The organism is Bacillus sp. DB-2 (assembly GCF_003315125.1).
In the GTDB taxonomy this organism is placed as follows: Bacteria; Bacillota; Bacilli; order Bacillales; family Bacillaceae_G; genus Bacillus_A; species Bacillus_A mycoides.
The window spans coordinates 145924-167808 of the sequence record NZ_QNRN01000012.1 but is presented as its reverse complement, the minus strand read 5'-3'; the positions used below and the strand labels follow the sequence as shown (position 1 = coordinate 167808).

23 protein-coding genes, 2 pseudogenes and 1 riboswitch are annotated in these 21885 nt (G+C 32.9%); of the genes and pseudogenes, 3 read left to right on the top strand and 22 right to left on the bottom strand.

Annotated features, from left to right (window positions below; genetic code table 11):
- The first annotated feature begins 8 nt into the window (after positions 1-8).
- A complete protein-coding gene (locus DET63_RS20805) occupies positions 9-1571 on the top strand; it encodes a SagB family peptide dehydrogenase (protein ID WP_113937728.1) in 1563 nt (520 codons plus the stop codon).
- A 33-nt stretch (positions 1572-1604) separates the two neighbouring features.
- Here DET63_RS20805 and DET63_RS20800 read toward each other — a convergent pair whose 3' ends face one another.
- The 15 genes from DET63_RS20800 to DET63_RS20745 all read right to left on the bottom strand — a co-directional run bounded on the left by DET63_RS20800 (position 1605) and on the right by DET63_RS20745 (position 14882).
- Positions 1605-2261 (bottom strand): HAD family hydrolase, encoded by a 657-nt coding sequence (locus DET63_RS20800; protein WP_113937727.1) that lies wholly within the window; start codon positions 2259-2261, stop codon positions 1605-1607.
- Positions 2262-2263: 2 nt separating this feature from the next.
- Complete coding sequence (locus DET63_RS20795; RefSeq protein WP_113937726.1) at positions 2264-3037, bottom strand: inositol monophosphatase family protein; 774 nt, start codon at positions 3035-3037, stop codon at positions 2264-2266.
- Positions 3007-3975 carry an aminoglycoside phosphotransferase family protein gene (locus DET63_RS20790; RefSeq protein ID WP_113937725.1) on the bottom strand — a complete coding sequence of 323 codons (969 nt, stop codon included), beginning with the start codon at positions 3973-3975 and terminating at the stop codon, positions 3007-3009. The genes DET63_RS20795 and DET63_RS20790 overlap by 31 nt, the downstream gene beginning before the upstream one ends.
- 1 nt (position 3976) lies before the next feature.
- Positions 3977-4729 carry a molybdopterin-binding protein gene (locus tag DET63_RS20785; RefSeq protein ID WP_113937724.1) on the bottom strand — a complete coding sequence of 251 codons (753 nt, stop codon included), beginning with the start codon at positions 4727-4729 and terminating at the stop codon, positions 3977-3979.
- Positions 4726-5841, bottom strand: a complete 1116-nt coding sequence (locus DET63_RS20780) for a class II aldolase/adducin family protein (protein ID WP_235661788.1) — start codon at positions 5839-5841, stop codon at positions 4726-4728. Before DET63_RS20780 ends, DET63_RS20785 begins: the two co-directional genes overlap by 4 nt.
- On the bottom strand, positions 5822-7396 hold the full coding sequence (locus tag DET63_RS20775; protein ID WP_113937722.1) for a hypothetical protein: 1575 nt from the start codon (positions 7394-7396) through the stop codon (positions 5822-5824). The genes DET63_RS20780 and DET63_RS20775 overlap by 20 nt, the downstream gene beginning before the upstream one ends.
- 11 nt (positions 7397-7407) lie before the next feature.
- Positions 7408-8424 carry an ABC transporter ATP-binding protein gene (locus DET63_RS20770; RefSeq protein ID WP_181777942.1) on the bottom strand — a complete coding sequence of 339 codons (1017 nt, stop codon included), beginning with the start codon at positions 8422-8424 and terminating at the stop codon, positions 7408-7410.
- A 22-nt stretch (positions 8425-8446) separates the two neighbouring features.
- Positions 8447-9247, bottom strand: a complete 801-nt coding sequence (locus DET63_RS20765; protein WP_113937720.1) for an ABC-2 family transporter protein — start codon at positions 9245-9247, stop codon at positions 8447-8449.
- Between the two features lie 4 nt (positions 9248-9251).
- Positions 9252-10046, bottom strand: a complete 795-nt coding sequence (locus tag DET63_RS20760; RefSeq protein ID WP_113937719.1) for an ABC transporter permease — start codon at positions 10044-10046, stop codon at positions 9252-9254.
- 26 nt (positions 10047-10072) lie between these two features.
- On the bottom strand, positions 10073-11761 hold the full coding sequence (locus tag DET63_RS20755) for a B12-binding domain-containing radical SAM protein (protein WP_113937718.1): 1689 nt from the start codon (positions 11759-11761) through the stop codon (positions 10073-10075).
- A 136-nt stretch (positions 11762-11897) separates the two neighbouring features.
- Positions 11898-12026, bottom strand: a complete 129-nt coding sequence (locus DET63_RS30770; protein WP_258550642.1) for a hypothetical protein — start codon at positions 12024-12026, stop codon at positions 11898-11900.
- Positions 12027-12060: 34 nt separating this feature from the next.
- Positions 12061-12189 (bottom strand): hypothetical protein, encoded by a 129-nt coding sequence (locus DET63_RS30765; protein WP_258550641.1) that lies wholly within the window; start codon positions 12187-12189, stop codon positions 12061-12063.
- A gap of 34 nt (positions 12190-12223) precedes the next feature.
- Positions 12224-12352 carry a hypothetical protein gene (locus tag DET63_RS30760; protein ID WP_258550640.1) on the bottom strand — a complete coding sequence of 43 codons (129 nt, stop codon included), beginning with the start codon at positions 12350-12352 and terminating at the stop codon, positions 12224-12226.
- A 203-nt stretch (positions 12353-12555) separates the two neighbouring features.
- Positions 12556-12660: riboswitch (SAM riboswitch) on the bottom strand.
- Positions 12661-12977: 317 nt separating this feature from the next.
- A complete protein-coding gene (locus tag DET63_RS20750) occupies positions 12978-13388 on the bottom strand; it encodes a DUF3908 family protein (protein ID WP_113937717.1) in 411 nt (136 codons plus the stop codon).
- A 159-nt stretch (positions 13389-13547) separates the two neighbouring features.
- Entirely contained in the window at positions 13548-14882 is a 1335-nt protein-coding gene (locus DET63_RS20745; RefSeq protein WP_113937716.1) for an FAD-dependent oxidoreductase, read from the bottom strand.
- A 199-nt stretch (positions 14883-15081) separates the two neighbouring features.
- On the opposite strand from DET63_RS20745, the gene DET63_RS20740 reads away from it, so the two are divergent.
- A complete protein-coding gene (locus DET63_RS20740; RefSeq protein WP_002135033.1) occupies positions 15082-15510 on the top strand; it encodes a hypothetical protein in 429 nt (142 codons plus the stop codon).
- Positions 15511-15550: 40 nt separating this feature from the next.
- On the opposite strand, the gene DET63_RS30755 is transcribed toward DET63_RS20740, so the two are convergent.
- The 5 genes and pseudogenes from DET63_RS30755 to DET63_RS20720 form a co-directional block, all read right to left on the bottom strand.
- A complete protein-coding gene (locus DET63_RS30755; RefSeq protein ID WP_235661787.1) occupies positions 15551-15661 on the bottom strand; it encodes a YARHG domain-containing protein in 111 nt (36 codons plus the stop codon).
- A gap of 1 nt (position 15662) precedes the next feature.
- A pseudogene (locus DET63_RS30750) lies at positions 15663-15830 on the bottom strand (zinc ribbon domain-containing protein); the annotation flags it as partial.
- Between the two features lie 149 nt (positions 15831-15979).
- Positions 15980-17059, bottom strand: coding sequence for an RNA-guided endonuclease InsQ/TnpB family protein (locus DET63_RS20730; protein ID WP_113937715.1), 1080 nt, complete (start codon positions 17057-17059; stop codon positions 15980-15982).
- Positions 17060-17392: 333 nt separating this feature from the next.
- Positions 17393-17740 (bottom strand): annotated as a pseudogene (locus tag DET63_RS20725) (TcaA second domain-containing protein); the annotation flags it as partial.
- A 19-nt stretch (positions 17741-17759) separates the two neighbouring features.
- Entirely contained in the window at positions 17760-18542 is a 783-nt protein-coding gene (locus DET63_RS20720; RefSeq protein ID WP_113937714.1) for a zinc ribbon domain-containing protein, read from the bottom strand.
- A 200-nt stretch (positions 18543-18742) separates the two neighbouring features.
- On the opposite strand from DET63_RS20720, the gene DET63_RS20715 reads away from it, so the two are divergent.
- Positions 18743-19576: a hypothetical protein gene (locus DET63_RS20715; RefSeq protein WP_113937713.1), complete on the top strand. Its 834-nt coding sequence runs from the start codon at positions 18743-18745 to the stop codon at positions 19574-19576.
- 14 nt (positions 19577-19590) lie between these two features.
- Here DET63_RS20715 and DET63_RS20710 read toward each other — a convergent pair whose 3' ends face one another.
- Positions 19591-20274 (bottom strand): DUF2278 family protein, encoded by a 684-nt coding sequence (locus DET63_RS20710; protein WP_113937712.1) that lies wholly within the window; start codon positions 20272-20274, stop codon positions 19591-19593.
- 90 nt (positions 20275-20364) lie between these two features.
- The gene (locus DET63_RS20705) at positions 20365-21864 is read right to left on the bottom strand and encodes an L-lactate permease (protein WP_113937711.1); all 1500 of its coding nucleotides are present in this window, start codon (positions 21862-21864) and stop codon (positions 20365-20367) included.
- Positions 21865-21885 lie beyond the last annotated feature (21 nt).

Below are 21885 nucleotides of genomic sequence, written 5' to 3'. Positions count from 1 at the left end.
GAAATTTGATGCAACCTGATACTTTTTTACATCATCTCCATTTTTCTATTAATGAAATTATGTCGTCCGATAAAGATATTGACTGGGAAGACGCACCACTTCCTTATAAATTATATCGAAATTTACCAGTAATCCCTCTCTCTTTAGAAATCCCATTAACTTTGCGGAATTCTTCTACTGAACCTACCTTAGAGGAAATCGGTCATTATCTTTGGTACTCATTTGGTTTAACACAATTATGTCAGCCTACTACTAACCTAGAAAATAATAAAACAACGACTCTATTTCGAAGATTCATCCCTTCTGGGGGTGCTTTATATCCAAATGAATTATATATGTATTTAAAAATTGATCATTATCCAGACGGCATTTACCATTACGACGCCGCGCACCACCGTCTTATCTTACTTCGTGAAGGAAATTTTGATTCTTATCTTACAGAAGCACTCGGCAATCGTTGTAACATACATTCTTGTTTTGGTGCTGCATTTGTATCCACTATGTTTTGGAAAAACTTCTTTAAATACAATAACTTTTCGTATCGTCTTCAAGGATTAGATAGCGGTGTTCTCATCGGTCAATTACTTGAATGCGCAAAACAATTTGGTTATACAAATGGTGTATATTTTCAGTTTCTAGATCGGGCAATGAATCATTTACTTGGACTGTCAGAAGGTGAAGAAAGTGTGTATGCTGTTATTCCTTTAAGTACAGAACCGAATACAGATTGGTTTCATGATGATCATCGTAAAAATAAAACCATTACTTCTCATGACTTGTTGCAGCAAATCCCGCCGTTAACACATGAGCATTTCGTTCGCTCAAAATATGTAGATGAATATCCGATGATAAAAAAAATAAACGCGGCATCTATGATTGAATCAACAGAACACTTCCAAACATTTACCTGTGAAGAACGACAACAATATAGTGCACACGCTATGCAGCTACCTAAAGTGGAACGTTTATCATATGATTTTTTACAACTTTGTAAAAAACGATATTCACCTGATTCTGACTTCATTTTAACGAAATGGGATGCAGCCGAGCTCGCTACTTTACTACAAGAAGCGAGCCTCTCCTTCCCTTATTACAACGACCTTGATGGCAAGTATGTAAATGAAAACGCACGAGTCTCACTATATGGATGCTTTTATAACGTAAAAGACATAGAAAACGGCGCTTACGCTTATAACAGTAGGACACATTCCATACAGCCACTTCGGTACGGAGACCTTCGTTATTCTCTGCAATCCAGTATGACGATGGATAACGTAAATCTTTTTCAAGTACCACTTTGTCTACATGTAATCGGAAATAAAGATTACTATAAAAATAAATTAGGTTATAGAGGATATCGAATTCATCAAATGGAAGCTGGCATGCTCGTTCATAAACTCGTTTTTGCAGCGACTGCGATGGGAATGGGTGGGCATCCTTTACTTAGTTTCGATACAAATTCATGCGATCAATTGTACGGGATAGATGTTGGAAAAGAAACGTCACTTATTCAAATTCCTGTTGGGGCGTATCGAGCGCGAAATTGGCTAAAAGGGTCCTTGCATAATTGAAATTGCACCCTTTGTTCACACAAAGGGTGCAATTCAAATATACACGCGTTCAAAATAATTTTCTTTATTAAACTCTAAAAAAGAATCGAATTTAACATGTGCATGGTTAAACAATAAGTTTTTCGTTAATTTTGTTGGTATCACAATACAATTTAATCCGGCCCTATAAGCTGATTCTAAACCTATTGGAGTATCTTCAAAAGCAATCGTATTAGAAGCAGAAACATTTAATTCAGATAAAGTTTTTATATAGACTTCAGGATTAGGTTTAAAATTCGTTACATCATTTGCAGTATTTATAATATCGAAAAAATCTAATAATTTTAAATGCATTAAAAAACTAAGTACCCAATCTATGTCTGAGTTAGATGCTAAACCTATTTTCACGTTGCTAGCTTTTAACGATATTAGTAAATCTTTCACACCCTCTCTAGGTTTTTCATCGCTTAATAAAGAATAGAACAACTTTTTACGTTCCCTATGTAATTCTTTTATATTTACATTGTAACCTAATTTTTTTTCTAAAAACATATAGGGATTAGTTTTGTGACGTGAGCCTATATTGTTTAACCATAAATCTTTTGGAAACTCTTCATCAAAACATTTATATAGCTCTTTAAAGCTTTTATATTCATGTTTTTCCGTATCAAAAATAATACCATCAAAATCAAATATAACTGCTCTTTGCATTTCTATTCCTCCACAGTTTTTAAATTCATATAATTATTTAGTTCTTGATAGATAGATTGAGAAGTGGCTAATACTGAGCTTTTATTATTGATAGTAAGTTTCTTACCATACGCTGTTGTTATAATACCCCCTGCTTCTTCAATCAACAATTTTCCTGCTACAAAGTCCCAGGGTTGTAACCTGTCATATAAAAATATATCTAATCTACCAGCCGCAATATAAGCTAATTCTAAAGATGCACTTCCTAATTGCCTGATTCCTCGTACGTTAAATGGTTGTTTAAATGGATTGTTTTTTTGATTCCAACAAACATTAAGCAAGCACTCTTGTAGCGAGTTTTCATGTTTCATGAAAATTTTTTTATCATTTAAAAATGCCCCTTTATTTTTAATAGCATAAAAAAATTCATCTCTAGAAGGATCGTAAATTCCCGAAATCATAGGTTCATTATTTTTACATAAAGCTATGGCAATTGTAAAATTTATTTTTTGATGTACATAGTTTACTGTTCCATCTAAAGGGTCAATAATCCAAGAATAATTAGAATTCTGTACCACACTCAAATCTGTATTATTCTCTTCTGAGATTATGTTATGATTTGGATAATACCTATTTATGCTACTCTCTAAAAAACAATTAATATCTCTGTCCATACTCGTAACAATATCATTCAGCCCTTTATTTGTTACTTCTAAATTTTTTTTAGTTTCTAATGACATTTTTCCTGCCTTTTTAATAATTCTCCTTATAAATTCAATAAATTCGATATACTCCATACTTCTCCATCTTCCTTACTTATAAATTTTATAGCAGTATTATAGAGTTCTTGGATAAATTCAATTGACTCACTTATTCTGTTTGGGGTAGATAAAATTAATAGATACGCCAATTCCAACTTATATATTTGCAAATATATAAGCATGTTTTTTTGAAAAATTTCAGGATTTATACCATATCCTCGATAAAATATTTCTTTATATTTAAATTGAGGAAAGATAAACATTTCCAGAACTCTAAAGTCATATATAGGATCTCCAATTAAGGACCATTCAAAATCCAAAATACCTATTCTTTCTTCCGAGGCAAAATCAACTACGATATTATTTGGATAAAAATCCCCATGTAAGAGAGCTAAATTATTAGATTCTCTCATTTCATCTATTAAATAATGAAAATACTTTCTAAGAACAACTAAATAATTAGACATACCATTTATACAAATTCTTTGTTTCTTTATTTCACATATCCATTTATCTATTCGTATCCTTAGAAAATCTTTCCAGTTGAATACTGTAGAAGCATTTATATAACCGATTTTTTCATTTGTCCTAATAGAATGAATCTTTTTTAATGTCTTCCCCATCTTAAAAAAGATTCTTGGTAAGTTCTCTACATTATTTTCTAAATATATTCCTAAATTAGATCCTTTCATCCCTTCTGTAAGTATGAATTCAGTAGATTGATTATTATATTGAAAATTCCCATGTTGCAATATCTTAGGAACAATTAGACCATTTTCACCTAAGATCTCCAACATGAAAATTTGGCGTTTCTTTTTATGTGAAATATGATACTTATTTAACCATAGGTAGAGAATTTTATTTTTTAACTGAATTTTAAAAGCTTGATTTGAATAACTGCCTTTAGCTAATTGAATAGATTCTATTGGTTCATCTACCATTCCATTTAATAATTTTTTTAAGTCGTCAATCATCTTATCCCCCTTCTAAAGAATAAATAAAGTCCTCCCATTTCTTTTTGTAATACTCATGGTGCTTGTATATGGTTAGAGTTATCTTTATTTGGTTATTTATTACCCTTAATAGTACATCTACATTTTTATCATTGAACCATCCTTGCTCTTTTAAACTCTTATTAACCTCTAGTTCAGCTTTTCCCTCAATTTTTTTTTCTATTTTATGAATTTCTTTCACAGTTAAATACGGTTTGTATTTGATAGATATATATTGACTAATTGATGTTTCAATTAAATTTTTCACTTCTTTCGGTACCCCTGGCAAGAAAATAAGCATCGTACTATTAATAAAAATTGAAAAAGCTGGCGAAGTTCCTAAATCATTTAAGAATATTTCTGCTTCTTTTGGCACTACAAGCTGTTTAGAAATCCCTCTAGGCCACCTACAATTCCATTTTGAATAACATTTTTTGATTTGATCCCTATACATTTTCCCTAAAATCTTTGGTGGCGTATTAGATAGTTCCAAAGCCACTTGTCTTGTAACGTCCAAATCACTCCCTCCCATCCCACCTGTAATAATCACGAAATCGTTACATCTAGAAATATCAATTATAGTTTTTCTTATTAATTCAATTTTGTCATTAATAATTCTAATTTCTTGACACTTATAACCGCAGCCTGAAAAATAGTTCGTTAACCAATAACCATTTTCATCACGTACTCCAGTAAACAATTCTTTCCCCGTAATAATTATTGAAAAATTCATCATACTAGTTCTAGCTCTCTACTACTGTCTGATTGTATTTTAATTAAATGTTCTATGGCCTTTTCTAATGTATTCCCTACCACTATCTCACCGTGATCTCTAGCAATGGCAAAATTACTTTGCAGGGATTGCATTTTATGTATAATTCCTTTCCCAAATTGGAAAGTTCCATATCTTAAATATGAATTGCTTCGATATCTATCTAAAAAAGTTGCGTATGTTAAAGACGGACAATGACTATGTATGACAGATTTCATCTCAGTATTAGCATAAACTTCATAGTGCAAAGGTGTTTCACTCGAAGGTGAATTAATGCCTTTCCAATATACTTCATTATTTAAATGATCTACATGTTGTACCCATACAAGTTCTTCCATTTTAATATTTCCAAGCTCACATCCTGAGGAAGTGATTACAAATCCTTTTTCTACTCTTTTACTAATACACCCCTTTGAACCATTAGTTAAACCATACGTAACTAATTTTCCACCTACTTCTTTAAATTCTTCATATACATTCTTTATGGTACGATGCCAAGTGAAAGATTCATCTGTATCATCATTCAATACCTGAATTGATTTAAATCTAATTTTATTAAAATCATATATTATACTATCATTTACCTTTTCACCGAACGCCATCGTACAGTAAGACCCTTCTATTCTAGGATGGATCATTTTCACACCAATTTTAATTAATTTTTGAAGATTTTGTTGTAAAATTGGACTTCTCCATAGATCAATATTCATTGAAGGCGCTAAATAAATAGGTGTATTTCTTCCAATTGCTGCTGCAATACAAGAAGTAGCAAAATTATCAGCAATTCCTCCTGCTATTTTGTTTATTGTTGAATATGTTGCAGGTGCAATAACTATTAAATCTTCAAGCGGAAGTGATTCACCGTCTTTTTTATCAAATGAATCTCTGATGAAGTTTCCACTGGCCTCTTTTAACAACTCTAAATCTACCATCTGATGCGCAGAAGGAGTTAAAATAACAAATACATTCGCACCTAAATCCGATAACTCCTTTATATATCGATAAGACTCCTTAGATTTTCTAGCCCCAGTTAAAATATAATATATATTTTTACCCTTAATAGACACTGTTCTCACCTCTCCCAAGTTCTAATCCCCCATTAGAAGGAATATATAATGTATTCCCTAAAACTTCCTCTATTTTTTCAGTCCATTCTATTGAACCACCCGGTATCCAAAGACTATTAATTAGGCTGTCTCGAAATTTAATTATATTATTTTGATTCAATTCTCTATATTGACTTTCAATTGACCTTGCAATAAAGAATGCTATGAGTCTTGCTTCAGAATATTGGTTTTTAGTTCCAATTAATTCCTGGTAACTCCATCTCATTTCATTTATATCCTGATTTACTAGCAGAAATTTAAGATCATTTTCAAATTTTATTTGATTTATATTCTCGCCACCATTTTCATATATCTCAATTTTAGTCATAACTGCTGAACAGATGCGCCTAATAAATAATAAATAGTACTTATTCCATATTTCAAGGGCTTCATAATATTCATTTTCACTTAGTCCTATATAATGAAGTAAAAATTCACGACTCTTAGCCAGGGATTCTATTGTTTGTGCCATCCCTTCTGTAAAGGCTGTACTTTCTCCTTGAAATAAGAAATTATCATACCTTATATATTCTGCATGAAGGGCATGACCAAATTCATGAAAGATAACTTCTAGAATATTTAGATTTTTCAATGAAGGGTTTATTAATATTTTAATCTCAAATTTATTCTTAAACATTGTGACCGCAGGAAAATTCGACTTACCCAAATATTCTATTTGAATATTTGATTTATTTTTCAAAAATCCATAATCAGATAAAAAGTTTTTTATTTGTAATATTATTTCTGTTGAATCTATATTTAGTAATGGGTGTTCAAATTCTTTTCTACTAAATAAATGCATCAAATCAAAATGTCTTACTTTTTTCAAGCCAAGATTATCAGATTCTTTTTTATAATAATAGGTATATAGCTCTCGAGTCCGTTCTTCAAAACTCATTATTAACGCCTTGAGTTTTGGGATTTCCATCCCCTGATTTTCTAATAATAAATTAGAATAAAAATCGAATTTATTCTCTTTTGCTATTTGATTTTGAGTCTGAACTAGCTCTTTAATATGCTTCTCTAATTCTCCCCCCATCATAGGTAAATTTCCATATAAGCATTTTCTTTTTAAAGCGCTGGCTTGAAATCTCATCTCGTTTTCAAATTGATTTACAGTAAGTTTTATTTTTTTATAGTGATTACTAGCTATTAAATTTATTTTTTTTTCTACTCTAAATAAATATTCAGAGTTCAAAACTTGCTGTTCAACATATAACCTTTTAAGTGCCTTTACTTTCTGTTTCACATTTACATCTATATTACTAAATTTACACTCTACTATATTTTTATAAAAACCACTTGAATTAATTAATTCGGCTTTAATTTTTTGTAGTCTTCTTGTTTTTTGAATATCAACTTCCTCATCCTTAGCAAAATTATAATAAATATCAATATGAGCTTCTTTAATTTCAGAAAGTAAATTTTCCACATGATCAACATAACTATATAATTGTTGGTGACTATTTGGTGAGAAATCTAATAACTCTTTATATGGCATATGCATTATTTTATTATCTTTCAACAAAATCATTCCTAACTAATTTTCATATTATTAGTAGTAGCTGCATCCAAGCTTCTAAACAATTTAGAGATAACTCTTTCAATATTTTCTTCTGAAACCTCCATTTCTTGTATAATATTTCTTTCAAAGAAAGGTATTAAAACATCAGATATTTCTAAATCTTTTTTAGAATAAAAAATTTCTATATTATAATTGGATTTTTTATTAATTTCTAAAACATCCCTAAATTCATCTGGAATGATAACAGGGTTTTGAGTAATTAAATTTATAGATTTCATCCCCCCGTATAGTTCTTTAAGCTCATTTTGACTACCGTCAAAAAATATTTGTCCATCATCAATAAACATAATTCTACTACAAAGCTTTTCAATATCTGACATATCATGTGTTGTAAGGATAACAGTGACCTTTTTTTCACGATTCATTATCTTTATAAACTCTCTGATTTCCTCTTTTGCTTCAATATCTAATCCTATTGTTGGCTCATCTAAAAACAATACCTTTGGATTATGTAGCAAACTAGCTGCTATATCACAGCGCATTCTTTCGCCAAGACTCATAAGACGAACCGGCTTATTTAAAAGCGACTGCAAGTTTAAAACATCATCAAATTGTGATATTTTCCTTCTAAATTCTTGTTCCGATATTCCATATATATCTCTTAAAAGTTTGAAAGAATCTATAAGAGGAAGGTCCCACCAAAGTTGTGTCCTTTGACCAAAAACAACTCCAATTTCTGATGATATTTTTCTTCTGTCAATGTAAGGGTCAAAACCATTAATCTCAATAGCACCGTTTGATGGCATTAAAACACCTGTTAACATCTTAATAGTCGTAGACTTTCCTGCCCCATTTTTCCCAATGTAACCAACTATTTCTCCCTGTTCAATATCAAAACTAATATTTTTGACAGCATCAATTTGATTATACTTTCTATAAAATAAACTCATTGCTTTTTCAATTTTATTGGTTGTGGGTTTTGGTACCTTATAGCTTTTACTCAAGTTCTTCACTTGAATGACCTTCATAGTAACACACTCCTCTTTTATACTATGATCCTGTTGCATCGTATTTTCGTAACATTAAATTCCATATTTTCCATGTGAATATTAAATAGAAAAAACCCAATCCTGGAGATATACCAATTAATATATCGGGAAAATCTACCAATTGTTTTCCTAATATAAAGTGAATCGGTATGTACGCTACTATCCCATATGGGATTAATAAAACAAGAATCCATTTCAGATACCAAGGATATATCAACAGTGGAAATCTACTCATTTCTTTTGATACCCCAATTGTATTCTCAAATGTTTCAGTAGTATCTATTTGTTTAAAAGCCATACTAGAGTTTAAAATAAATGTACCTGCAATTGTAGCTGCTCCACCGATAGTACTATATATTAAGAAAATAACATCTATTATTGTAAAATTTATACCTATAGATAAAGCTCCCCATATAAACATAATGATAGAGGATAAAGCAACACCAATCGTACTTATGGGTAAATTACTTGAAATATAATAATAAAGTGGTGAAATTGGACGAATTAAGTATTTTATAAAATTGCCATCTCTTACTTCAAAAATTAAAGTTGCCACATGAATACAAAAAATCGAGGCTATTGCCCATGACATATAGAATAATGAAATCAATAACAATATTTCCGAAAATTCCCACCCTCCAATTGTTCCATACTTAACCATCGCAAATTTTATGCCAAATAACCAAACACTTACTGACGAAAATACCCCTATCAGCTCAAGTATAAAGTTAAAATGAAATGAAAATCGGCCTTTCAAGTGAGCTAGTTTCAATGTAAAAAACAACCTTAAATGATACCTCACATTACTATCCCCCTTGAATTATCAACTTTTTAAACATTACTCTCCATAAAATTATATTTGTAATATATAACACTACTATCCATATAAATCCTGTCACTAATTCTGAAAGTACGTCCTCTTGCGATATAATTCCATTAAATATACTTGTTGGAACATAGTATAAAAATTTAAGTGGTAATAGTTGTATTACATATTGTATTTTTTCTGGATATATCCAAATTGGAAAAGGCATTCCTCCCAAAAAAAACGTCAGTGAATTAAAAAGTACCCAAACTCCACTTGTTTCAACATATTTCATCATAAGCAGACAAAAATTAATATTAATAAAGAAACCTACAAGTATACTAATTATTGTAGCTACTAAAAAAGATAAGAATACTTTAGCTTCCGGGATATACCCAGTACTTAAAAACACTACAAAACTATAAATTGGAAGTACAATAAAGAAAAAGAAGATTAAAACTGTACCTATTCTTTCAAAAAAAAGTTTCCTTATAAAATTACCTGGTCTTAAAATATCAAAGACAATATTCCCATTTCTAATTTTCTCATTAAATGGATGTCGCATTCGCATACTATGTAATTGTGGAATTAATATTGCATATGATATTGCCATATACGTAATCATCTGACTAATTGAAATTCCATCGATTTGTTCTTTTCCTTGATATAATCCCTTCCAAAAAAAGATCCAAAGGACAAAGGCTATTATCATCCCAAATACATTTAGCCAAAGATCACCTTTATATACTAACTGTTGCTTTATTCCTATTTTTGAATAAGCTATATACTTTTTCATAAACTTCACCCCATGTAACCATTGTTTTAATTAGTTACATATTCTCTTTTTATCTCTTGATATTTTTCTAAGCTATGTATAAGAGCTTTTTCTTTTCCAAGAAAATACGTATTATATTTCATGAAGCTTTCCCATACACTATCTAAAACTTCAAATTGTTTTATTTCGTGTTCTTCTTCATCTTTTAGTTGTTCGACTATATAACTTAAAGTTTCTACTGTAAATTTAGCTAGGTATTTATTCCACTCTATTAATTTCTTTAACTCTTCATGAGATTGTTGATGATTTGGATTTTCAGAAATTCGCTTTAAGCAACTAGTTCTATATTTTTGATTAATTAATATTTGGCGTCCTATTTCACCTCGAACAAGTCCACATGCATGAGCAATTGTAGCCAATTTAGAATTTTGATAAATAAAAGCTTCGCTATGATTTCGCTTTAGAGCATGTTTATCAACATTTTCAATATGTTCAGCACTTTGGTTATACAGAAATCCCTTTTTTGTGTATTCAAGATGGGATGGTGTTCCTTCAGTAACAAAAAGCACCCCACCTATCAATTTTTCAGGTTTAGAAAATAGCCATCCTTTAGTCTTACAAATTTCTTTAAGATTCACAATATTTTCTTCTAGTTCTTCAATGGTTGTTTCAGCATCAAATAATATAAATCCAGGATGTATATATATATCATATTTCTTACAAATATCAATCGCTCGCATATTAGTTTTTACTTTTGTTCCTTTGGTATATCTGTTTAATTGCGTTTGGCTAAATGATTCTAAGCCTAACAGTATGGTAGTTAATCCTGCTTCTTTTAGTATTTTGATTGTTTCGTCATCTACAGTATCAGCACGCGCGTAAAGGAAAAATTTGACATCTATATTTCTCCTCATAATTTCTCGCGCAATTTCTTTTGCGTATTTTTTCCCCTTTTTTCCTGGTCCAATAAATAGTGGATCACCAAAGTAAAAAAATTTCACACCATACTCTTTATTTACATTTTCTATCTCATCTACTACGCGCCCTGGTGACATAATTCTCCAATTATAACGTTCGTAAAAATCTGCGAAGGACTGGACCTGACAAAACGTACACTTCCCATAACATCCATAGCTACTTCGAATAAGACATAGTAAATTGTTGAATGGCTTCTTTTCTTTCTTTAAGTTTTCAAATTGATATCTTTTGTAGTAAGGTAGCTCATTCAATTCTTCTTGGCTTGATAATGGTAATGGCTTATTAATTTTAATAGATCCATTTTGTAAAAATACAGTGGCTGGAGAATCTTTCACACAATTCTCCAAAACACTACTGACATATCTCACAATTGATTGTTCTTCACCAATATTACCTAAATATAGAGAATCTACTATTCCATCTATAAGATATTCATGAAAATGATTTGGGCTTTGGATCCAAAGAGAGAGATGTGTCTCTTTAAAAGCCTCTTCTTTACTTATTAATTCAATTAATTTTTTGTTAGGTTCCCAATCATAACTATTTAGATGTGTAAATACAATAATTAGTTTGGGCTTCTCATTAATCAAATCTTGAATATTATATTCTTGAGGGTTCAAATTAAAATCATATACTTTGACGTCATAATTATGCTTCTCTAAAACTGCAGCGCCAAAAGATAAATAATGATTTTCTACTTGGAACACCTCATTTTCTACATAATGTCTCCCTGATACAAGCATTAAAATATCAGCCATTCCCTATCACCTTCCATTCCTTATTTTAACAATTTATTGATATTAATTTCTTAAACATCGTAAGCCACAACACACCTAAAACTCTCCTTATGATGTGGCTTATGATAATTTATGAATTTATGTAAATCTCAATTGATTACATAGATGTCATTTCACCCGCTAATACAAAGGCTAAAGTATGCATTGCTGTTGCATCTTCTAATGACAATTCTTCTTGACTATTCGTTTCTACTTCCTCAAGAATCGATTCTAAGTACTCTTCCATTTCTTTCACCTCCCTTCACTTAGAAGATACAACACTACATAGATGTCATTTCACCCGCTAATACAAAGGCTAAAGTATGCATTGCTGTTGCATCTTCTAATGACAACTCTTCTTTACTATTTGTTTCTACTTCTTCAAGAATTGATTCTAAGTACTTTTCCATTTCTTTCACCTCCCTTCACTTAGAAGATACAACACTACATAGATGTCATTTCACCCGCTAATACGAAGGCTAAAGAATGCATTGCTGTTGCATCTTCTAATGACAACTCTTCTTTACTATTTGTTTCTAATTCTTCAAGAATTGATTCTAAGTACTTTTCCATTTTTTCACCTCCTTTCAATAAATAAATAGTTTTATGAATTTGAATACGCCACCAATACACATTAAACGCATGTGTATAATATGAATTAATTGTACATATATCTCTTTTTTATCATTTTTATAGTATTTATGGTAATAATAAAAGACGCTAATAAAAAACCCTTCTCTAAATAAGGAGAAGGGTTTTTTTATTAAAAATACTTCTTCTTATTTTTTAGGATATACATCCTACAGGAATTAGCACCTTCTTTTAAACACAAGGTTGCTGAGGTGTCATAGGGCCAGTCCCTCTACCTCTCTTAATAAGAATTAATCTTTATATTCAATTTTATAGCTTACAAAATTTAGTATATACAAAATATAAAGAAATTGCAATATCTTTAGAAAATTATTTTTAAATAAATTTTCAGATATATATAACCTATGAAATTTTATTTTTTTATTTAATAAACTCTACTCACTCATTATTCCAGGCATTATAAATCTAACGTTAAAACTTAATACCATTTCATTTACTTTTAGGAAACATTTGTTCGAAATCGTTACTTATACCCTGAAGTATTATCAGCACTTGTTTCTTTATCTACAACCTAAAAAAGCAGCCCCCTTTGAGGCCTGCTTTTTCACTAGATTACTTTAAAAATACTCTTAATTTGTCTCGCAAATAACCAATTTTTCGTACCGTAGTTATCATTTAAACTATCTAAATTGATAGATTGTCCATTAGCAAACTTTAATTCTAACGTTGTATTTTTGTCATTTGTTTTTAAGTTGCTATTTGTAATGTTATCATACTTTAATTTTTCAATCTCAATATACTCTTCCTTCTCTTCTCCGATAACGACGTGATCTTGGAAGAAGAACAATACTTCTACTTTCTTACCGAAACAAAATACGTTTTTCGTATAAATTAATGTCGCGTTATCAAGTCCGACACATACTTCTTTCATCTCTTCAACAACGTTTCCTAAGTCTTCTTCGTTTCTTGCATTTGATTCAGCAATCCATTCTTCGATTGTATTCATGTTAATTGCCATACTGTGCCCCCTGGTTCGTTCATTGCTTTATTAAAAAATAAATACTATATGACAATATAAGCGATACGCACTATGTTTTCAAGGGTGAACGGTATATTCACAATAAAGTGAAACTTTATTTATTCCCCTTTCACAAAAAAAATAGCACTTAAAAAAGTGCTATTCCGCTCTCCTTGCTGCTTGTTGAATTGGATCCCAAACGCTGTTATATGGTGGTGCGTAACTTAAGTCGACATCTTCTAAATCGTGAATACTCATTTTATTGAAAAGTGCCATTGCGATAACATCAATACGTTTATCTACACCTTCTTCTCCAATTACTTGTCCGCCTAATAATTGTTTCGTATCGGCGTGATATAGTAATTTCAAGTGAAGTGGCGAAGCACTCGGGTAATAGCCTGCCATATTTGTTGAATCTACTTTGACCGTCTTATACGGGATGTTTAGCCCTTTTGCTTCTTTTTCATTTAAACCTGTTCTTGCGAGCGTCAGATTCATAAATTTAATAATGCCTGTGCCGAGAGTGCCTTTAAACGCTCTTCGTTTATCAACCATATTGAGTCCAGCAAGTCGCCCTTGTTTATTCGCAGTCGTTCCAAGCGGGATATGGTCATGAATTTCCTTTATTACATGGTAATGCGTTGCACAATCCCCTGCTGCATATACGTCTTGTACATTCGTTTGCATATAAGCATTTACTTCAATTGCACCTTTATGAGTTTTACGTATATTTGTCCCTTCAAGAAAATCAGTATTTGACTGTACACCGACAGATACTAAAACGAGATCTGTTTTATACGTACCTTTATCTGTTTCAATTTGTTCCACTCTCTCTTTTCCTTTAAACGCTTTTACATTTTCATTTGTTAAAATTTCAATATTATGTTTATCTGCTTCTTTATGTATATATTCCGCCATATCCGCATCATAAATTGTGCCAATATGATCGTTTCTCTCAATCATTCTTACTTTCTTTCCTAGTTCTACAAATGTTTCTGCCATCTCTAGACCAATTGCACCGCCGCCAATAATAGTTACATCCTTAACTTTATTCGTTTCTAGCGTTTTTAATATGCGCTCAGCATCCGGAATTGTTTTTAAAAGATGAACGCCTTGCAAATCTCGCCCTTCCCATTCTGGCATAACAGGACGCACTCCAGTCGCAATTAATAAACGGTCATACGGAAATTCAAATACATCTTTTGTCTTCGTATGCTCCGCATACACAATTTTCTTTTCCGTATCTACTTTCGTTACTTCATGACGTACTTTCGCATCAATTCCATATTTATCACGAAACGTCTTTACATCGCGTGCAATTAACTTTTCAGTAGAAGCAATAACACCACTAATCACATACGGTAATCCGCACTGAGCGTATGAATAGATTTCACCTTTTTCTAACGTTACAACATTTGCAGTTTCATCGTTTCTAACAATTTGCATTGCTGCACTCATACCAGCGGCATCTCCGCCAATAATGACATAGTTCACTTTACCACTCCTTCTTTTTTACATACTCTTTACGATTTCCATATTTTATAGAAATAACACCTACTTAAATTGTAAAGAAAAAGAATTTAATCTACAAGTTTGGTGCACAAAACTATGCCTTAATAGGTATCCGTCGTGTCTTATAAACAAGATGTTTAATATGCTATAACAGCAACTATTGAAAGTAGGTGAAATATACATGTGCGCCGGCCTTCTCGTCCAGCTTCCAGAGGAACCGATAGAACCGGGACCCGCCCTCCCGCTTGAACAAGAGTTTACCGTTAGTGTAACTTTATACAGTGCACGTGCTTGGTTATCTGATAATGACACTTTCTCACAAACTATTTGGAAATCGACTCGCTTTGCTTCTGCCTCACACGCTCGCAAATCCATCTTCCCAGTTGGTACTGTTAAAATTGTGAACTTTTCTGAGGATACAATAACGGTTACTATATCATCAGAATCAGATGATGCACTCAAAATAGTCGTTCCCCCTCGTTCTGAAGCTGCTTTAACGTCTAGTTCTTTATCTGATGTGCAAGCAAGTACATCAGGAGGAGCAAGTAAAGTCACATTCCTCTTTCACATCTTTTTCTCAAGGGATCCTGGTCCAGCTAAACAACCATAGAAAAGGTACAGTAATATACACTGTACCTTTTTCATGCACTCTATTCTCTTGATTTAATCAGTTCAACATTATAAGATTCCACACTCGTTAACGTTCCTGTAAAATACGGATTTTCTCTGTACCAAGACTGTTTTAAAAAATACGCTTGCATATCTTTCGTTTGAAAGCAACGTCGTATAATACGTCTTCGCTTTCAATTTATACCGATCAAATAAAAAGAAATACTTCCCGTCTTTCGTTAAAGAAAAATCTGCTCTTTCTATTCCATCCCCTCGTTTTTCACCTTGCCTCAAATATTCGTTCAATTCATTCACTTGAGACTCCCACGACTAAAGTCGCAAGCCCGAATCCTTATGGAATTACGGGTGGGATTCTTGAATGACTAAACGTTCGCAGTCCATTTCTGTTTTGAACAGCCTTCAAGATGAGGGCATCTCATTGCCCCTCCTAAACCAGACCATATAGGTGCTTAGGCTGATTGACTGTTACCATCAATCACAGTTGCATAGCGAATATTCATCGCCCCAACGATATCACGATGTGTCTCAAACCTACATGGACACTTGTATTTTCTGTCTTGTGCCTTATTCTTTTCAGCACATTTCGGACAGCTTTGACTTGTATAAGCCGGATTCACATATTCAACCTGAATACCAACTAATGCTGCTTTGTATGCAATAAATCGTGATAAACGATAGAATGACCAAGTGTGTAGGTTTTTTTCGTTTTTACGGCTTGTTCTTGCCGTCTGTCTTATATTCGTTAATTGTTCTAATCGAATGACAGAAATATGATTTGCAATCGCAAAATTAATAATTTCACGACTTATTTTATGATCTTTATCTTGCATCCATCTTTGTTCTTTATCATCCAATCGCCGAATCGCATTCACTTTTTTGTCTTTTCCTAACTTCTTACGCACACTACGAAACTTACGCTTCCTATATTTGTTTTGCCTACCATTTCCAAAGAAACGAACCTTGTCATCATCTGTAATCGCTACCGCAGGGACTTTGAGGCCTAGGTCTACTCCTAAAATTTTCGTCCCTGCTCTTTCATTTGTAGGAACCATGACAGATATTTGGGCCATCCACTTATTCGATTTCTTTGTGATGCGAAGTGTACCTAACTTATGTTTTAGCAAATCCAAATTGCGATTGTTTTTATCGATTAATAAAGCTCGGACCTTTAAACGAGTGGCCTTTCCATTTACCTTAAACGGGATTGAAATATGAGTGGCGTCAAACGAATAATTTTGATTGTTCCATATACAAACAGGCCTCTTTAAAATCGGAATGATTTTATAATTGCTTTTCTTTACTTTTGTAGCAAACAAACTTTTCGCGTCTTTGATTGCTTGATTCTTCACCGCACTTGGGATATTTGCTTCAATATCTTTTGTGCTTTTTTTCGTACTTGTCTTTGCTTTAACCATTTCCGATACAAGTGTATTTATAACTTTGATATATTCATGACTACTTTGTTCTAATAAACGGATTTGCTCTTTTGTTGGAATCAATTTCACTTTCACTGTTAGGGTCTGTGACATGCGTTTCATCCCCTTGTTTTTTGATTTTCAACATCGTGCATTTGATACATTTCTAGCAATAGAAACAAAATGAGAACGTGTCCATAAACTTTACAACTACATGAGGTGAGGAGATTTTCCTCTCAAACACTTTGAAACGTACTGCTATCATCATTGATTCTAGTTACAATGTATCATTTACTTTCGAAAAATTACAACAAAAAGACTCGAAGAAACTCCCTATATTTTGGATACTTAAAGTACCACGAACCTTGCGATTTTTAGTGGTACTCCGTATCCAACCTCACTTTCATCCCATGCCTAAAGGCAATGCTTTCTCGTTCGGAAAGGGCTGTAAGATGGATTTTCTTTTATATATGAAAATAGAGGCGTTACACTCTCTCTTGTGACAATAACGGCTGGATCATCTGCCGTGGTGATCTCAGCTAATTTCTCCCCGTCCCTCTCTTGTAAAACAGTAATAATTCTCTCTACTTGCGATGATTGTGAGTAATATGAAGATCCATACGCATATAATCCGCCCAATACTATAATAAAAAATGTTAAAAGTGTAATTCCAATTATTGTCCCTTTGCTCATTTTCTGCTTCTTTACTACAGGATCCCGCCTCTTCGTCCCGCAGTTTTGACAAAATTGCACACTGTCTTCAAAATGAGTCCCGCACTTTGTGCATACATTCATCCGTTCAACCACCTTTTCGTTAGAAGCCTGTTAATCCCCCGATAAAGGTTTGGATTATCGTTTTAATGTAAGACCAAAACACGATAAACGTTGCAATTCCGATTAAAACATTTGCGATAATAAGTGTGTACACAGGATCTAATCCGCCGTTGTCTAGTTTTAATATAGCTACAATTATACTAATTACCATATACGTTGTAGCTATCCATAGTAATATTGGTAAGAAAAAGATTAATAAAAAACTAAAAAGAAAAGAAAGAACTAGTATAGCAATAGCTGGCGTCGCTATCGTCCCCCATATACCGAATGCTTCAAGAAAAGAAAAAGATGATTTCATCATCTTACCACTTACAAAAATAATAAATCCGACAAATAAAGTTAAAATTAATAAAAAGAAAAAGACCATTACAGATTCTCCAAAGAAAGTAGGAGTAGATACATCTGGCACTAATGTCCTCGTAACAGTCGCCGCTGCGCTCATCATTCTATAAAAAATACACGCTCCTAAAAAACAAATAAGCACAAGACTTACAATTCCATTTCGCACTTCAATATTTCCACTTTCCATAATGGCCGATGGTGATTTAAAAGCATTTTTAAAGAACTGAAAATAGCCACTTGCAAATTGTTTCGCTTGCTCTACCGTTTCATTCGGACGAGTTTCCTTTACTCGTGCCGGGCGCGATAGCTGCCCTTCTTCCTGCCCACCACTCGCTACCACTTCTTCCGTTAACGAATGTCCACAATTCCCGCAAAACCTTGCTTCCGCTGCATTTTCAGTATTACATGCCGGACATTTCATTCTCTCATCCCTCCTTAAGCATATACCTTATAGGGTGTTACAAATTCAATATATGACTTTGTACATAAAACATGACTACAAGAAAAAGAATATGAAATCCTTCTTTTAAACGAAACTATGTGTGCTAGTATTATAGAAAAATAATGGTATTATGAAACAGAGCAAATAAAGTGAAACTTTAAACAGATTGGATGAAGACAGTGGAATTTGTAAACTCGATTTTTCAAACACTCCTTACAAGCGTGATCCAATTATTTTCTTTAATTGGTGTCATCATTGTAATTGGATTTATATTAGGTTATTTAGAATCTCTCACACGAACGTATTGGTCGAGAGCTTTTGGTAGGAAAGGCTTTCTTTTGACTGCGTGGATTGGTGTTCCTATTCATGAACTTGGACATGCAATTATGTGTCTATTATTCCGCCATAAAATTGTAGCAACGCAGTTCTTCCCGACAGATACAAGTCAAGGAGCTTTAGGTTACGTCCAACATCAATACAATCAAAAAAGCGTATATCAACGAATCGGTAATTTCTTTATCGGCATCGGTCCTATTATTTCTGGTATTACTGCCTTAATACTTTTAATGCGCTATTTCGTACCAGAGTCATATTATTTATTTAATACGAATCTGGAAAAAACTGTTGCATCGACTTCTATTAACTTAGACATGATCCAAAACATGCTACTATCGACATTTGTATTATTGAAAAGCTTATTTACATTTAACAATTTATTGAATCCTTCATTTTGGTTATTTTTATTTATCGCTATTTGTATTTCTGCACATATCGCTTTAAGTAAACCCGACATTAAAGGATCAATAGACGGTGTTATCGTCATGTTTATCATGTTATTTTTATTCAATATAATTGCAGGACTTTTTCAGTACGATAGTAACCAACTCATCGGAAAAATGATGAAGTATAATATGTATCTCATCGCATTTTCTAGTGTGGCGCTTCTTTTCTCTTGTATTTCTACACTTGTGAGTTTTGTGTTTTATAAAATAAGAGGAGGGCGTTCATTGTGAACGCCCTCTTCCCATCAATTATTTCTCTTATAATCACAATGCTCAACCGGAACACGAGCATGCCCTTCTTCATCCGTACACCATGACTGTGACTGAAAGGCAAGAAAAATACCAATCCACTCTTCCTTCTTCTCAAAGTGAATCAATATCCCACCGTCTTGCCATTTGCCATCATCACCTTGCCATTTCTCTACATTCCCTTGATTCATATGAATATCGTGTATACCGTTTCCAGGTGTAAAGTGGAAATACGAATCCGGAACCTTTTCTTCTGGTCCCCACCTTTCACCAAACGCATAAATAATCGCCTTTTCTTCTATTGCTCGCTTTATATAACGCTCTATCTTTTCATTTAAATCATTATCAACTCCTGCTTTTTCAGCAGGTAAAGGAATCATTTGCTTTGAATCAAATAAATTACCTCTTACATAATCTAAAGCTATTTTCGGTTCATTATTTTTTATTTCTGTAAAACCGAACGGTAATGTCGGTAAAATATGAATCGCCTCTGATCGAATATCGTCGCTCGCAAAATATAAAACTTCCGATGGATAACTTTGCGATTTCACGTTAATTGCAATGCGATAATCTACTCCTGCTTCACCTTGTAAATGAACTTGATAATGAGGTGTTTTGCCTTTTCCAATCTTAGATTGTATAACTGTACCTTTTAATACACCGTAGTTTTTTAAGGGCATACCTTTCATCTCCTATTCATTTAGTAGAAGCTTTTCATATTTAAAACATTATCCAGTCATAAAGAAAATCCTCCTATGTTAGGAGGATTTTTAATTTCTCAATATATACCAAAAGAAAACTTCCACTACTACAAGTAACACCGCACCAAAAATCATTAACGTCGTCTTCTTTAATAGTTCATTTTCACGATACGGGATATTGCATAAATACGCGCCTAGTGTAATCCGTGATGGACAAGCGATTGTCGCTACTGATGATGCGGTGTTTTGGAGCGTTGTGACGTATTGCCACGGGAGTGCTACGTTTTGGGCTGTTTGCATTTGTAGCTTTATAAACATCGCATTTGATCCTGCGTTACTACCAGTTAAAAAACCGCCAATTCCGCCTATGAATGGAGCAACGAAAACGAAAAAGGTACCAAAGGTTTCACCAGCTGTTTTTGCGAGTAATGAATGCATACCAGATGCGCCCATTAGTTCTGAAATTGCAATGAACATCGTCGTTGTAATAGCGAAAGGAATCCATTGTTTTATCGTTTGCGAGAGTGATTGTTTAATAACATTAGATGGAATGCGGAAGAAAATAATTGTAAATAAACAAGTCATGGCGAGCCAAAATCCTGGCGAATATAGTAGCTCTAGTTTGTAAGAATATGATTTTAAATCGAGAACTGCATATGACCTAAGAAAATCATGTAATGCTGGAACGAGGCGAGAAAGTAAAATACAAACTGTTAAGAATATATAAGGGCTAATAATTTTTATAATCGATACTTCTCTCTCCGTAGCCGCCGCATGTTCTGTTAAAAGGTTTTGCTCATCTTTTCCTTTTAACTTAATGATTAAAAAACCAAATGAAATGGTAACGATAGAACTTAATATCCCTGCTAGTTCAACACTTACGTATGCGTTAGAAAGATAGATTCCGAGAGAAAATAATAGAAAGAATCCTACTCCTTCCTTCCACTTTTCTATAACTGCCTGCCAGCCACCGACAACGTATAAAGAAAGGAAGATAAAGTATGCGAAAATCGGGATGCTTAATAATGCTGTATTTGTACCAAGAGTTGTGAGCGGCATGTTAATAAGCTGAGAACCGATAATCGTACCCGTTGCCATTGCGCCCCATGAACTTGCAAGTAAACCGATAAACGATAGTAGCACAGCTTGAAACGGTTTATAACCGAGCGAAAGAAAAATAGGTGCTGCGACCATAAAACCAATTCCGAATCCACTCACTGATTCAATAAGTGGACAAATACCAAAACACATAAGAAGCATTTGCAATAATCGATCGCGCGTGACTTGTTCTAGAAATCGTGCTACTTGATCGATGTATCCCATTTTGTTCATGAGGTGAAATAAAAAAATACCGAAAAATAAAACGTATCCGACAATGAAACAAATTAACCACCCTTTAATTGTTGCGTGTACAGTTTCACTTATCCCTAATTGAAACGTTGGCGAGAGTAAAACGATTCCGACAGAAACGGTATAAGAGATTAATGAGGCTCTTAATGACGTTTGTTTAAACAAAAACAAACAAATAAAAATCATCATAATCGGGATAAGTGCCAACAATATGGCCATGCTATCATCTCTTTTCGTAAA

Coding starts and splice junctions, on each gene's coding strand:
- DET63_RS20805 (WP_113937728.1), top strand. CDS start 9: ATGCAACCTGATACTTTTTTACATCATCTCCATTTTTCTATTAATGAA.
- DET63_RS20800 (WP_113937727.1), bottom strand. CDS start 2,261: ATGCAAAGAGCAGTTATATTTGATTTTGATGGTATTATTTTTGATACG.
- DET63_RS20795 (WP_113937726.1), bottom strand. CDS start 3,037: ATGGAGTATATCGAATTTATTGAATTTATAAGGAGAATTATTAAAAAG.
- DET63_RS20790 (WP_113937725.1), bottom strand. CDS start 3,975: ATGATTGACGACTTAAAAAAATTATTAAATGGAATGGTAGATGAACCA.
- DET63_RS20785 (WP_113937724.1), bottom strand. CDS start 4,729: ATGATGAATTTTTCAATAATTATTACGGGGAAAGAATTGTTTACTGGA.
- DET63_RS20770 (WP_181777942.1), bottom strand. CDS start 8,424: ATGAAGGTCATTCAAGTGAAGAACTTGAGTAAAAGCTATAAGGTACCA.
- DET63_RS20760 (WP_113937719.1), bottom strand. CDS start 10,046: ATGAAAAAGTATATAGCTTATTCAAAAATAGGAATAAAGCAACAGTTA.
- DET63_RS20755 (WP_113937718.1), bottom strand. CDS start 11,761: ATGGCTGATATTTTAATGCTTGTATCAGGGAGACATTATGTAGAAAAT.
- DET63_RS30770 (WP_258550642.1), bottom strand. CDS start 12,026: ATGGAAGAGTACTTAGAATCGATTCTTGAGGAAGTAGAAACGAATAGT.
- DET63_RS30765 (WP_258550641.1), bottom strand. CDS start 12,189: ATGGAAAAGTACTTAGAATCAATTCTTGAAGAAGTAGAAACAAATAGT.
- DET63_RS30760 (WP_258550640.1), bottom strand. CDS start 12,352: ATGGAAAAGTACTTAGAATCAATTCTTGAAGAATTAGAAACAAATAGT.
- DET63_RS20750 (WP_113937717.1), bottom strand. CDS start 13,388: ATGGCAATTAACATGAATACAATCGAAGAATGGATTGCTGAATCAAAT.
- DET63_RS20740 (WP_002135033.1), top strand. CDS start 15,082: ATGTGCGCCGGCCTTCTCGTCCAGCTTCCAGAGGAACCGATAGAACCG.
- DET63_RS30755 (WP_235661787.1), bottom strand. CDS start 15,661: ATGCAAGCGTATTTTTTAAAACAGTCTTGGTACAGAGAAAATCCGTAT.
- DET63_RS20730 (WP_113937715.1), bottom strand. CDS start 17,059: ATGTCACAGACCCTAACAGTGAAAGTGAAATTGATTCCAACAAAAGAG.
- DET63_RS20720 (WP_113937714.1), bottom strand. CDS start 18,542: ATGAAATGTCCGGCATGTAATACTGAAAATGCAGCGGAAGCAAGGTTT.
- DET63_RS20710 (WP_113937712.1), bottom strand. CDS start 20,274: ATGCCCTTAAAAAACTACGGTGTATTAAAAGGTACAGTTATACAATCT.
- DET63_RS20705 (WP_113937711.1), bottom strand. CDS start 21,864: ATGGCCATATTGTTGGCACTTATCCCGATTATGATGATTTTTATTTGT.